At 65.4% G+C, this 13345-nt stretch carries 12 protein-coding genes; all 12 read left to right on the top strand.

Annotated elements, in window-relative coordinates; all coding sequences use genetic code 11:
- Positions 1 to 59 precede the first annotated feature (59 nt).
- The 12 genes from araD (at position 60) to EMQ25_RS10410 (ending at position 13283) form a co-directional block, all read left to right on the top strand.
- Complete coding sequence (gene araD / locus EMQ25_RS10465) at positions 60 to 1781, top strand: L-arabinonate dehydratase (RefSeq protein ID WP_127188520.1); 1722 nt, start codon at positions 60 to 62, stop codon at positions 1779 to 1781.
- Positions 1781 to 2989 (top strand): mandelate racemase/muconate lactonizing enzyme family protein, encoded by a 1209-nt coding sequence (locus EMQ25_RS10460; protein ID WP_127188519.1) that lies wholly within the window; start codon positions 1781 to 1783, stop codon positions 2987 to 2989. Before araD ends, EMQ25_RS10460 begins: the two co-directional genes overlap by 1 nt.
- Positions 2990 to 3000: 11 nt before the next feature.
- Positions 3001 to 3393 carry a cupin domain-containing protein gene (locus EMQ25_RS10455; protein ID WP_127188518.1) on the top strand — a complete coding sequence of 131 codons (393 nt, stop codon included), beginning with the start codon at positions 3001 to 3003 and terminating at the stop codon, positions 3391 to 3393.
- Positions 3394 to 3427: 34 nt separating this feature from the next.
- Positions 3428 to 4369, top strand: coding sequence for a tripartite tricarboxylate transporter substrate binding protein (locus tag EMQ25_RS10450; RefSeq protein ID WP_127188517.1), 942 nt, complete (start codon positions 3428 to 3430; stop codon positions 4367 to 4369).
- Positions 4370 to 4423: 54 nt separating this feature from the next.
- The gene (locus EMQ25_RS10445; RefSeq protein WP_158626040.1) at positions 4424 to 4909 is read left to right on the top strand and encodes a tripartite tricarboxylate transporter TctB family protein; all 486 of its coding nucleotides are present in this window, start codon (positions 4424 to 4426) and stop codon (positions 4907 to 4909) included.
- Between the two features lie 3 nt (positions 4910 to 4912).
- Positions 4913 to 6403: a tripartite tricarboxylate transporter permease gene (locus EMQ25_RS10440; RefSeq protein WP_127188515.1), complete on the top strand. Its 1491-nt coding sequence runs from the start codon at positions 4913 to 4915 to the stop codon at positions 6401 to 6403.
- A gap of 102 nt (positions 6404 to 6505) precedes the next feature.
- Positions 6506 to 7483, top strand: a complete 978-nt coding sequence (locus EMQ25_RS10435) for a hypothetical protein (protein WP_127188514.1) — start codon at positions 6506 to 6508, stop codon at positions 7481 to 7483.
- 165 nt (positions 7484 to 7648) lie between these two features.
- A complete protein-coding gene (locus EMQ25_RS10430; RefSeq protein WP_127188513.1) occupies positions 7649 to 9211 on the top strand; it encodes an OpgD/OpgG family glucan biosynthesis protein in 1563 nt (520 codons plus the stop codon).
- A 10-nt stretch (positions 9212 to 9221) separates the two neighbouring features.
- The gene (locus tag EMQ25_RS18060; protein WP_158626039.1) at positions 9222 to 9383 is read left to right on the top strand and encodes a hypothetical protein; all 162 of its coding nucleotides are present in this window, start codon (positions 9222 to 9224) and stop codon (positions 9381 to 9383) included.
- Positions 9384 to 9387: 4 nt separating this feature from the next.
- A complete protein-coding gene (mdoH, locus tag EMQ25_RS10425; RefSeq protein ID WP_127188512.1) occupies positions 9388 to 11175 on the top strand; it encodes a glucans biosynthesis glucosyltransferase MdoH in 1788 nt (595 codons plus the stop codon).
- Complete coding sequence (locus tag EMQ25_RS10420) at positions 11168 to 12349, top strand: OpgC family protein (protein WP_127188511.1); 1182 nt, start codon at positions 11168 to 11170, stop codon at positions 12347 to 12349. Before mdoH ends, EMQ25_RS10420 begins: the two co-directional genes overlap by 8 nt.
- Before the next feature lie 316 nt (positions 12350 to 12665).
- Positions 12666 to 13283, top strand: coding sequence for a c-type cytochrome (locus tag EMQ25_RS10410; RefSeq protein WP_158626038.1), 618 nt, complete (start codon positions 12666 to 12668; stop codon positions 13281 to 13283).
- Positions 13284 to 13345 lie beyond the last annotated feature (62 nt).

Below are 13345 nucleotides of genomic sequence, written 5' to 3'. Positions count from 1 at the left end.
ACTGGATTGTATGATGCAAATGGCTGTGGTAGGACCATTGCCGTCGCCGGGGAGGAAAGATGACCAAACGTCCTGAAGATCTGCGTAGCCATCGCTGGCTCGGCGTGAACGATCTGCGCTCGTTCGGGCATCGCTCGCGGCTCCTGCAGATGGGCTATGAGCGTGCCGACTTCACCGGCAAGCCGGTCATCGGCATCTTCAACACCTGGTCCGACATCAATCCCTGCCACGCCCACTTCAAGGTGCGGATCGAGGAGGTGAAGCGCGGCATCTGGCAGGCGGGGGGCTTCCCGCTCGAATTGCCGGCGATGACGCTTTCGGAGCCCTTCCAGAAGCCCACCACCATGCTCTATCGTAACTTCCTTGCGATGGAAGTCGAGGAGGGCGTCCGCTCCTACCCGATCGATGGCGCCGTGCTGATGGGCGGCTGCGACAAGACCGGCCCCGCGCTGATGATGGGCGCGATCAGTGCGGCCGTGCCGGCCATCTTCGTGCCCGCCGGCCCCATGCTTCGCGGCAATTGGCGCGGCAAGGTGTTGGGCTCGGGCTCGGACACCTGGAAATACTGGGACGAGAAGCGCGCCGGCAACATCTCGGAGGCTGACTGGCGCGAGATGGAGCAGGGCATCGCCCGTTCGCACGGCACCTGCATGACCATGGGTACGGCGGCCACCATGATGTCGGTGATCGAGGCCCTCGGCTTCACGCTCCCGGGCGCCTCTTCGATCCCGGCGCCCGACAGCAATCATCCGCGCATGGCGTCTGAATCGGGCCGTCGCATCGTCGAAATGGTGTGGGAAGACCTGCTGCCCGCCGCGATCGCGACGCCCAAAGCCTTCGACAATGCCATCTCCGTCCATCAGGCCATGGGCGGGTCGACCAATGGCATCATCCACATCCTCGCCATGGCGCGCCGCGCCGGCCTGGACATGACGCTGGAACGCTTCGACGAGATCTCCCAGCGGGTTCCCGTCCTGGCCAACATCCGTCCCTCGGGCACGCTCCTGATGGAGGATTTCTATTATGCCGGCGGCCTTCCCGCGCTGATGAAGCAATTGGGCGAGCTTCTCGATCCCTCCTGCCTCACCGTCAGCGGCAGGCCGATCGGGGAGGGGATCGCGGCGGCCAATGTCTATAATGACGAGGTCATCCGTCCCCTCGCCAACCCCGTCTATCCGCGCGGCGGCACCGCCATCCTGCGCGGCAATCTCGCCCCCGAAGGCGCGGTGATGAAGCCATCCGCCGCCGAGCCGCGCTTTTTGAAGCATCGCGGGCCGGCGCTGGTCTTCGACAGCTACAAGGCGATGAAGGCGGTGATCGACAGCGAGGATCTCGAGGTCACCACCGAGCACGTGCTGATCCTCCGCAATGCCGGCCCTCAGGGCGGTCCCGGCATGCCCGAATGGGGCATGCTCCCCATCCCCGGCAAGCTCGTCCGCCAGGGCGTGCGCGACATGCTGCGCATGTCGGACGCGCGCATGAGTGGCACCTCCTACGGCGCCTGCGTCCTCCACATCTCGCCCGAAGCCCATGTCGGCGGCCCGCTGGCGCTGGTGCGCAATGGCGACATGATCGAGATCGACGTCGCTGCACGCACCCTCAACCTCGACGTGCCTGAGGAGGAACTGGCGCGGCGCCGCGCCGAGTGGGTGCGGCCCGAAGACCGCTTCCCGCGCGGCTATGGCGCGATGTTTGCCCGCCATGTCAGCCAGGCCCATGAGGGCTGCGACTTCGACTTCCTCGCGGCCGGTGCGCCGCTGCCCGAGCCCGAGATCAATTGATGGAAAACGACATGCTGCACGCCGACATTTCAGCCCGAGACACGATCAGGATCACCAAGGTGACGCTGCATACCGTGCGCACCCGCCGGCGCACCGGGGCGATCAGCTCGCACATGGTGCTCGAACTCGAAACCGATGCCGGCATCACCGGGCTGGGCGAGATCTCGGACGTCGATTGCTATCGCATGTACATGCCCGATCCTGAAGCCGTGCGCGTCGGCATCGAGAAGGTGGCGCTCGGCCAGAATGCGTTCGAGATCGCCGCACTCCACGAACGGCTCCTCGCCTACATGCCCTCCTACATGCGCTACGCCAACACCTATCCCCCCTTCACCCCCGCCTCCCAGATCGCGGCGGGCGTCGAGATGGCGTTCTACGACATCGTCGGCAAGGCCTTCGGCACGCCGGTCTACAACCTTCTCGGCGGCAAGCAGCGCGACAGCTTCGAGATCACCTATCCGGTGTTCCAGGCCAAGAAGGAAAGCGATACCGAGCGCTATCTCGGCTACATGGACGACCTCGTCGCCGAGGGCGTCACGCGCTTCCGCTATTATGTCGGGGTCAATTTCGAGCAGGACGAGCGCTTCCTCATCGCCTTCCGCGACCGCTTCGGGGACAAGGTGCGGCTCAAGGCGCTCGACTTCCAGGGCCACCACCACTGGCGCGACACGCTGCGCATCTACGACCGGTTCAAGCAATATGGGTTCGAGCTGATCGAAAGCCCCGTCCTCGCCGAGGACTATGAGGGCATGGCCGAGCTCAGGAAGCGCATCGACGTCGACATTTCCGAGCACATCTCGAGCTTTGCGCAGGCCATGCGCATGATCCGCGCCAATGCGGTGGACGTGTTCAACATCACCATCCAGTCGGGCGGTATCTATCAGGCCAAGAAGCTCTTCGACCTCGCCGAGGCGGCCGGCCTCAAATGCCTCATCTCCACCACCCAGGAAATGAGCCTCGGCACCGCGGCCAACGCCCATCTCGCCGCCGTCGTGCCGCAGCTGCACTATGCCGGCGATCCGGTGGGCCCGCTTCTTTACACCGAGGATGTGACGACCGAGATCCTGCAATACGAGGATTCCCGCCTCATCATCCCCACCAAGCCCGGCCTCGGCTTTACCCTCGATCGCGACAAGCTGGAGGCCCTGCGCGGTCCGCTCGTCGAATGGGACCGCCCCGCCCACGGCGCAAACTACGTTTCGGATTAGGAGAAAGACCGATGAGCGAGCAGCTCGGCGCGTTCAAGCACTTCAACGTCATCAAGACGCTCGAGGGCCATCCGCCCCGTACCAATTTCAACGTCTTCCGGCTCGACGACACCTACAATCTGCGCATCGCCGAAGTGACCGGCCGCTTCCCCTGGCATTGCCACACCAATGGCGATGAGGGCTGGCTGATCCTCAAGGGCGGCCTGCAGATCGACATCGAAGGGCGCGAGCCGATCGTCATGCGCCAGTTCGAAGGCACGATGATCCCCAAGGGCCACCGCCATTCCCCCATCGCGCTCGAGGAGGGCACGATCGTGGCGGTGTTCAACGTCAACGGGCTCGAACACGACTTCAACGAGGACAAGCCGGATACCGGCGCGTTCTCGGAAACCGACGTGGGCTGACGCCCCGTCACGGACTGCAAAAGGAGGAGTTCTGATGAAACCGCTCTATACCGCGACCGCCCTTGCGCTCGCCACCTTGCTTTCGACCGGCGCCGCCATCGCGCAGGTGCAATATCCCGTCGATTCCGTCCGCATCATGGTGCCGGCCAATCCCGGCGGCTCGACCGACGTCAATGCCCGCATCTTCGGGGAATATTTCCAGAAGCACTCGACCGCATCGACCGCCATCGTCAATCAGGCCGCAGGCGGCGGCGTCGTCGCCGCGCAGACCGTCGCGACCTCTCCTGCCGATGGCAGCGTGCTCTATATCTGGCACGCCGCCGTGCACACGACCAATCTCTCGGGCCAGTCTCCCTTCGCCTATACCGACCTGACCCCGCTCGCGACCACCGCCGAATACAACGACGTCTACGCGGTGCGCGCCGACGCGCCCTATTCGACGCTTCCCGAGCTCGCCGACCATGCCCGCGCCAACCCGCAGGCCGTAACCATCGGCTCGCAGTTCGGCGGCACGACGCAGATCAAGGGCGACGCCATCAATGCGCTCTCGGACGGCAACATGCGGGTCGTGGATGCGGGCGGTGAATCGGATCGCATCATCGCGCTTCTCGGCGAGCAGGTCGACGTCATCTCGATGAGCGTCGCCAACGCCCGGCAATATGCCGAGGACGGCCAGATCAAGGTGCTCGCGGTGATCAATGAGCGCGCCGATCCCTTCGCGCCCGATTTCCCGACCACCGCGTCGCAGGGTGTCGACATCTCCTTCCCGCTGGTATTCACCGTCTATGGTCCTCCGAACATGGACGATGCGACGATCGCCGCCTTCGAGGAGGTGCTCGCCGCCATGGAGGCCGATCCCGAATATCTCGCGGCCCTCGAGGCCGGCGCGCAGGTCCCGGCGATCCGCGCATCCGCCGCGACTGCCGAGTTCCTCGCGAGCGAACTCGACTTCGTGCGCTCCCTGATGGCCGACTGACCGCTTCTGCGCCGGGCGGCACCACCGCCGCCCGGTTTCCCTCAGGAGAATATGATGGCAGCCGACAGACTGATCGGAACCGGCTTCGTCGTTCTGGGCATGGCCATGATCTGGTCGATGAGCCAGCTGACCTTCCCCAATCTCGGCCCCGGCGATCCCGGGCCCGTCATCCTGCCCATGGGTCTCGGCATCGTCATCGCCGTCCTGGGCGCGATCCTCGCGCTCCGGCGCCCCGCTGCCACCGTCGCTTCGGACGGACCCGACGGCAATCTCGAGACGGCCACCATCGTGCCGGCCGAACCCCCGATCCTGCGGGTCGTGCATCTGGTCAACCTCGTGGCCTATGCGGCGCTTTTCGAGCGGCTCGGCTTTTCGGTGTCGACCTTCCTTTTCCTCGCCGTCGCCATCTTCCTTCTTGGCCAGCGCAGCGCGCGCGGCGCGGCGATCGCCATCGGTTGGTCGCTCCTCGTCACCTTCATCGTCGGCACCGGCCTCAGCACGCTGGTCGGCGTCCCCCTCCCTGGTGTGATTTTCGGTTAGGCCATGTTCGCGCTCTTTTTCGACAATCTCGCACAGCTGATGTCCCCGCAGGTGCTGGCCATCATGGTCGGCGGGCTGATGGTCGGGCTCTTCTTCGGCGCCTTGCCCGGCCTCAGCGCCACCATGGCGCTCGCCCTGCTCCTGCCGGTCACCTTTGCGATGCAGCCCGACGTCGCCATCGCCATGCTGATCGCCACCTATATCGGGGGCATCACCGGGGGGCTCGTCTCGGCGACGCTGCTGCGCATCCCCGGCACGCCATCCTCGATCGCAACCACTTTCGATGCCTATCCGCTGGCCCGCAGCGGGGAGGCGACCAAGGCTCTCGCTACCGGCATGATTGCGAGCGCCGTCGGCGGGCTGATGAGCCTCATCGTGCTCGTGGCCTTCGCGCCCACCCTTGCCCGCTTCGCCATCCGCTTCGGCGCGCATGAATTCGCGGCACTGACGATTGCGGCCCTGATGCTCGTGGTCGTTCTCGCCCAGGCCAATGTGGTCAAGGGCCTGCTTTCGGCGGCGGTCGGGCTAGCCATCGCCACGGTCGGGTTCGCGCCGATCGGTGGCGCGCAGCGCTTCACCTTCGGCTCGATCGACCTCATGGCCGGCATCGGCATCGTGCCCTTCATGGTCGGGCTCTTCGCCATTTCCGAGATGATCCGCCAGACCGTCGAGCCATCGGTGCGCATCAAGCCCAATTTTGACATCCGCGGCACCGGGGTGAAGCTTGCCGAGTTCGTCGGCAATGGCTGGAACATGCTGCGGTCGGGCCTCATAGGCATTGCCATCGGCATCCTGCCGGGCATTGGCGGCTCTGCGTCGAACCTCGTCGCCTATGGCGCGGCGCGGCAGGCCTCCAAGACACCGGAAAAATTCGGCACCGGTCACGTCAACGGCATCTATGCGTCCGAGACCGCCAACAATGCGAGCGTCGGCGGAGCCTTGCTGCCGCTCATCACCCTCGGCATCCCCGGCGATGGGGTGACGGCCATCCTCATCGGTGGGTTCACCATTCACGGGCTCCAGCCCGGGCCCTTGCTCTTTCGCAACGAGCCCGACCTGATCGGGATGATCTATGCGTCCTTCTTCCTGGCCACCATCATGCTGCTGGTCATCCAGCTCCTGACCATCAAGCTCTTCCCGCGCGTTCTGCTTGTGCCGCGCCATCTGCTGCTGCCGATCCTCGTCGTGCTGATGGTGGTGGGCACCTATGCTTCGGGCAACCGCCTGTTCGAGGTCTGGCTCATGCTCGGCTTCGGCGTTCTGGGCTATGGCATGGAGCGCTACGGATTCCCACTCGGCCCGATGGTGCTCGGCTTCGTGCTCGGCCCGATCTTCGAGACCAATCTGCGGCGCGCCATCATGTTTGCCAACGGAGATCTTACCACCTTCGTCACGCGCCCGATTTCGGCGGTGCTCCTCGTGGTCGCCCTGCTGCTGCTCGCCTACGGTGTCTACAGCCTCGTCAGCCAGAGACGCTCCGCGCGCCTCGCCTGAGGCCTGCCGCTGTCGTACCCGGAACGGGGCCTTGCACGCCCGGCATCTGTTCGCGCTTCATTGGGCACGCATGGGTGGAGCGAAAACAGGCTGGGGCACTTCATGGCCAGGATCGAAATGCCGGGGCTGGCCGAGGGTGACGTGACGTTTCTGGGGGCATGGCCCGCGCCGCCCCCGGCCGCCTCCGGCACGGTCGTTCTCGGCTTTCTGGCGGCGAAGGCCGGGCTTCTGACGCTGGTCGATTGGGTGCCGGGTGCGGGCTGTGTTGCCCGCACTGTCGCCTTGGTAGATCCGATGCCCGAGCATCTTTTGGCATCGCTTGGCGGTCATCTGCTCGTCATGAGTGGTCACGAGAGCGTTCGGCTCCTCGATCTGACGACGGGCCGCACAAGAGAGCTTGCTACACGTCTTAACCCGACCATCACCAATCTGGCCGGTACGCGTCTCATCAGCGTCGCCTCGCGTGGGCTCCTCTCAATGAGCGTGTGGAGCGCCGGCGAAGGCGAGCCGCCTTTCGCGGCCGGTCTCGAACCGCTGGCCCTCAGTCCGTTCGATTCACCCTCGGACGTGCTCGTCCTTCCCGGCGAAGGGGGCGAGGAGGACGCGCTGGCACTCGTCATCGGCGGATATGGCGAAATCGGCTATGCCGCCGTTCGCGGGCTCTCGACGTCGTGGCCCGAGGCTGAAGCCTTTACCTTCTCGAGCGCACCGCTGCCCTACGACCCCGTCGACTTTGCGCGTCCTGGCCCGGTCTTCCCGACGCCGGACTGGGCACTCGTTTATGCGCTGGACCAGGGCCGCTCGCGGCTTCTTGCGGTCAATGCCAGGTGGAGTGACATCATCGTCTTTCCCCTCGACGTGCCCCACGCCTACGGCGTCATCACCGGGGTTCGTCCGAGCCTTGATGCAACTGCCTGCCTTGTCCGCCTCAGGGATGGGCGGACCTTTTTCTGGAATCCCGGAACTGCACCGCTATTAGTCGAGTTTGCCGGTACCCTGCCACTGGCCTGGCAGGGTGAAACTTGCCTTCGCTGGACAGAGGACGGTCACGGCCTGCAGGAAGAGCGCCTCCATCGGTAACCCGCAGTCACCAAATCGTGATTCTCACAATTGCGCTCTCTGCATGCCTGCCATGCCGCAACCCTTGCGCGATATCTCTCATTGCCGCCACGTAGCTGATCTATGTCTCTCTTCGTGGCGGGTAATGGGTAAGGCGTAGTGCACAATTCTCTTTTGACTGATCCGATGACGCGGCGCGGCGCGCTGCTCCGGATTTCCATGCTTGGCGCGCTCTTGGGGACCGTGGCGCTGCCGCGCGGGGTTTTCGCTCAGGATGTGGCCGAAGACGGCATGGCCTTTTCCTTCGATTGGCTGACCGAGCGCATGCAGGCGCGGGCGGCCGAACCCTTCGCACCGCCCAGTTCCGACCTGCCGCAATTCCTGCGTGACCTCGATTATGATGGTTACCGCTTTATCCAGTTCAATCCGCTTCGCGCGCGTTGGGACGAATCCCAGACCGGCTGGCGTCTCCACGCCTTCCATCCCGGTTGGCTCTATCCCGACCCCGTCGATCTCTACGAGGTCGTCGATGGCGTCGCGCGACCCTTCGCGTTTTCCTCGGCGGATTTCGACTATCGCGGACCGCTGCAGGAGCGTGCTGGCGAACTTGCCGAGTTTCCGGGTGTTGCCGGCTTCCGCCTCAACCATCCGCTCAACCGCCCCGACTGGCGCGACGAGGTGCTGGCTTTCGTTGGCGCGAGCTATTTCCGGGCGCTCGGGCGCGGCAATCTCTACGGCATCAGCGCGCGCGGCCTTGCGCTCAATACCGCGCTCAACGTGGGGGAGGAGTTTCCCCGCTTCTCCGAATTCTATCTCGAGCGGCCCGCTCCGGGCAGCCGCACCGTCGTCATCCATGCCGCCCTCGACAGCCAGAGCGTGACCGGGGCCTACCGCTTCGTCGTGACGCCGGGCGATCCGACCGAGATGGAGGTCACCGCGCGGCTCTTCTTCCGCTCAGACGTCGCTCAACTCGGCGTCGCGCCGATGACCTCGATGTTCCTTTATGCGGAGAACAACCGGTCCGATTTCGAGGATTACCGTCCGCAGGTGCATGACAGCAACGGGCTGGCGATCACCCGCGCATCGGGCGACCGACTGTGGCGGGCGCTCAGCAATCCGCGCCAGCTGGCGAGCTCCTATTTCTTCGAGACCAATCCGCGCCGCTTCGGCCTTCACCAGCGCGATCGGGACTACGAGGCCTATCAGGACGCCGAGGCGCGCTATGAGCGTCGCCCCTCGCTTGATGTAGAACCGATCGGCGATTGGGGGCCGGGCACGGTGCGGCTCGTGGAAATTCCGACCCGCTCTGAAACCAACGACAACATCGTCGCGTTCTGGGTCCCGCAGGAGCCTGTTCGGGCAGGCGACACGCGCGAGTACCGGTACCAGCTGGTCTGGGGCATGTTGCCCGTCTCGCCCGATGCGGGGCTCGCCTACGTAAGGGAAACCCGGATCGGGCCCGGCGGCTTTGCCGGTGGCGAACCGGATCCGAACCTCAAGAAGTTCGTGATCGACTTTGCGGGCACCAGACTGGCCCAACTGCCCCCGGATGCCGAACTCGAAGTCGAGGCGTCCGTGCACAATGCCGAGCTCGTGGAGTCCGTGCTCTACAAGGTCGAGGCCAACGACACCTGGAGGCTCGTCCTCGAAGTCCGGGTCGGCGGCGACGCGCCGGTGGAGCTCGTCGCCTTCCTGAGGGGCTATGAGCAAAGACTGAGCGAAACCTGGCTTTACCAGTGGAGGGCGTGAGCTGAACGCCATGCAAGACCAACAAGAAGACGTCCGCACAGCTGACCCGCTGCGTTTTGCGCCCCCGGGCGCGCCGCTCGCCATGCCCCCCCAGACCCTCGAGCGTCCGCGCGTGCGGCTGATCGCCTGGCTGCTCGATCTGGGCCAGCGTCAGACCCTGATCCGGCGCTGATCGGATGGATGCCGGTGCGCGCCGCGCTGCCGCCTTTGCGGCAAGCTTCGCCGTCAGCGCGCTGGCCTGCTGGCTCTTTTTTCAGTTCGCCGCCTCCGACGGGCTCGATCCAATGGATTTCGTCCGCGGCGGACTGATTGCCATCACGAGCTTCGGGCTCGGCTGGGGCGCATCGCTCTCGCTGATGGGGCTCGTCTACCGTCAGCCCCCCGTGCCACGCCTCGCGCCCGATCGCGCGCTCGAGGGCCGCACGGTCATCCTCGTTCCAGTCTACAATGAGGATCCCGTCGCGACCTTTTCCCGCGTCGCCGCCATGGATCGCAGCCTGCAGCCCCTGCGCGGCGCGGCGCGCTTCGATTTCGCCATCCTGTCGGACACCCGCAGCGAGGCCATCGCGCGCGACGAAGAGGCGTGGTTTGCCCTTCTGCTGTCCGAAACCGATGGCGAAGGGCGCATCTTCTATCGCCGTCGCCTCGACAATCGCGGTCGCAAGGCCGGCAATATCGAGGACTTCATCACGCAGTCGGGCGGTGCGTACGACTACGCGCTGATCCTCGATGCAGACAGCCTCATGGAAGGCCGGACCATTCTCGAGATGACCCGGCGCATGGAGGCCGAGCCCCGGCTCGGCCTGCTGCAGACCCTGCCGCGCATCATCAATGCGCGCTCGCTGTTCGGGCGCGCCATGCAGTTCTCGGCCGGGTATTTCTCGCCGACCTTCGCCCGCGGGGTCGCGGCGCTCCAAGGCGGGGAGGGGCCCTTCTGGGGGCACAACGCCATGGTGCGGGTGCGGGCCTTCGCGGCCAGTTGCGGGCTGCCGGAACTCTCGGGCCGGCCGCCCTTTGGCGGTCACATCCTCAGCCATGATTATGTCGAGGCTGCCCTGCTGGCGCGCGCGGGCTGGATCGTCCGGCTCGATACCGACCTCGTCGGGTCCTATGAGGAGGGTCCGGAGAATCTCATCGAACATGCCAAGCGCGATCGGCGCTGGGCACAGGGTAATCTTCAGCACGCCCGCCTGCTCGCCGCGCCCGGTCTCAAGGCCTGGAGCCGCTATACTTTTCTCCAGGGCATCATGGCCTATGTCACATCGCCCCTCTGGCTCGCCTTCATGATCGCCTCGATCCTCGCGCCCTATTTCGCCCCTGCGCCCAATTACTTCCCCGAGCCCGACCAGCTTTTCCCCGTTTTCCCGGTGCTAGAGACGGACAAGGCGATCATGCTGATTGCAGGCGTCTTCGCCCTTCTGGTGCTGCCGAAGCTCCTCATCGTGTTGCGGGGCGCGGTCGATGGCAGCAACATCGCGGCTGGCGGCACGCCGAGGGCTCTCGTTTCCGTCCTCGCCGAAATCCTCTTTTCGAGCGCCATCGCGCCGCTCCTCCTCATGTACCAGACCCGGGCCGTCGCGCAGATCGTGCTGGGTGCCGATGGGGGTTGGCCCGCAACGAGCCGCAGCGATGGGCGGCTCACATGGTCTGAAGCCGTGTCAGCGAGCTTCTGGATCGTCGGGACGGGCATTGCCGGCCTCGTCGCCTCCAGCGTCTTTTCCCCGGCGCTCATTGTGTGGTTGATCCCGGTTCTGGTGCCCATGGTCCTCGCCCCGGCCGTGCTGGTCGTAAGCTCGCGCGCGGGCGTCGTCTCGCCGCGTCTCTGGCAGGTCGAGCTCGAACAGTCGCCCACCGCGGTCATGCTCTTGCGGCGTGAGGTGCTGCAGCGCTGGACCGGCGCCGGGCACGAGCCTGCGTCCTCCGCATCCACCGCCGGTTTCGAGGCTGCAGCGCGACATGCCTGAGCCGTCCCGCGCCGATCAAGGCGCCATGTCCCCGCGTCCGGCGGGCCGCGACCCGCGCCTCGATGTCTTTCGCGGCATTGCGCTCGTCATGATCTTCATCAATCACGTGCCCGGCACGGTTTTCGAGCGCTTCACCAGCCGCAATTTCGGCTTCTCGGATGCCGCCGAAGGGTTCGTGCTGATGTCCGGGATCGCCGCGGGCCTCGCCTATTCGAGCGGGCTCAGGCACCGCCCGTTCTGGCCCGGCATTGCGCGGATCTGGGCGCGCGCCCGCCAGCTCTATTTCATGCACATCGTGACGAGCGTCCTCGCCCTCGGAATCTTCGCGATCGCAGCACGCTTCTTCGGGCTTTACGAGCTCCTGCTCACCATCAACATCGCGCCGGCGATCCGTGATCCGCTGGGCGCCGTCATCGGCCTCGGCACGCTGGGGCACCAGCTGGGCTATTTCAACATCCTGCCGCTCTATGCCGCGCTCCTGCTCGTGACGCCGGCAATGATCCTCATTGGCCTGCGCCAGCCTCTCGTCCTGCTTGCGCTCGCCATTCTTGGCTGGGTGCTTGCGGGGCAGTTCCGGATCAACGTTCCGGCCTATCCCAATCCGGGCGGCTGGTTCTTCAACCCCTTTTCCTGGCAGCTCATCTTCGTCCTCGGCCTCATCGGCGGGCTTGCCATGAAAAGCGGGCGAAGCTTCTATCCAAAAAGCCGGCTCCTCTTCTGGCTGTCCGCCTTCATCCTGCTCTTCGTGCTCGTCTGGATGAAGGTGCCGCCGGTGGGGCGGGCGGCCGGGGCAACGCTTGGGTGGCTTCGGGATCTGGGCGTGCCCTTTTACCTCGTCAGCTTCGACAAGACGTTCCTGTCGCTTCCACGCCTCCTGCATGCACTCGCCCTGGCCTATGTGCTCGTCAGCCTGCCGGTCGTCCTGCAGTTCGCGAGAAGCCGGTTCGTCGAGCCCCTCGCCTTGATAGGCCGAAACGGTCTCGCCGTCTTCGCTACGGGCTCGGTTCTGTCGATCTTGATCCAGGCTATTCGCGCGGGCGTGGAGACAGGCATTGCCGGAGATGGCCTCCTCCTGCTTGCCGGTCTCGGCATTCAGGTGCTTCTGGCGCTTTCTCTTGAGGCAACGCGCCGTTCGACTGAACAGAAGCGGCAGCGGCAGGCTACTCTACAGTAATGCGCTATTCTGCGCCGTAGACTGGGCTACACCGACAACTCGACATCGGTAAAACATGTCATCTGCATGCATGAGCACTGCATGCAGCGCGCTTCTCCACCGTTCATGCGGCCATGCCGGGCTTCCAGACGGCATTATACTCTAGAGGCGCTACGGGATTTCGTTGCTCGATTTGTCAATTGCGTGTTGCTGCCGCGCAACAGTTTTGAAGCTTGACGCTTACGTGATGCAGGAGGCAGATTGTCGCAACCATGTGGGCAGCCGCCGGTTTTCCAACGGACCGCCCCCCATAAAAATCGATCCCAGGAGGACTCTCGTGAACCGCAAAGCAACCATGCTGGCGCGCAGCGCCATCGCGGCCGCGATGGCGTTGGCCGGCGCTGGCCATGCCATGGCACAGGGCTCGTTCACGGCCGAGCAGGCCGCGCGCGGCCAGACCGAATACAACTCGCAGTGTGGCGCCTGCCACGGCTTCCAGCTTGAAGGTGGCGTGGGCCCAGTGCTCGCCGGTGCCGAGTTCCGCACGAACTGGGGCACCGCAGCGGCAGTGCACGGCTATTTCTCGGTATCAATGCCTCCCCAGGCGCCGGGCCGGCTCAGCGAGCAGGCCTATCTCGACATCATGGCCCATATCCTCAACTTCAACGGCCTTCCCGCCGGTGATGCCGAGCTGACCCTCGAAGATCTGCCGAGCGTCAACATGGCGGCACTCCCCGAGGCCGCCGCTCCCGAAGCGGCTCCGGCCGAAGCGCCGGCTGCCGAGGCCGCGCCTGCGGCCCCCAGCGGCATCCCGCAGGCCTATACCTGGGGCCAGCAGCTGCCGACGGTTGGCGGACAGACGGCCGCCACCCCTGCGGCGCCGGCCGCCCCCGAGCGTCCTGCCATTCCCCAGGCCTATACCTGGGGCCAGCAGTTGCCGACGGTGACCCCCTAAGGATCTGTTGCGGGGACGCCAGCGCCCCCGCCCCATGTCAAAGGCGGCATCCCGTGCCGCCG

Source organism: Arsenicitalea aurantiaca (assembly GCF_003994485.1).
In the GTDB taxonomy this organism is placed as follows: Bacteria; Pseudomonadota; Alphaproteobacteria; order Rhizobiales; family Devosiaceae; genus Arsenicitalea; species Arsenicitalea aurantiaca.
Note: the sequence above shows the minus strand (reverse complement) of the source record. Positions and strands in the feature narration are given on the sequence as shown.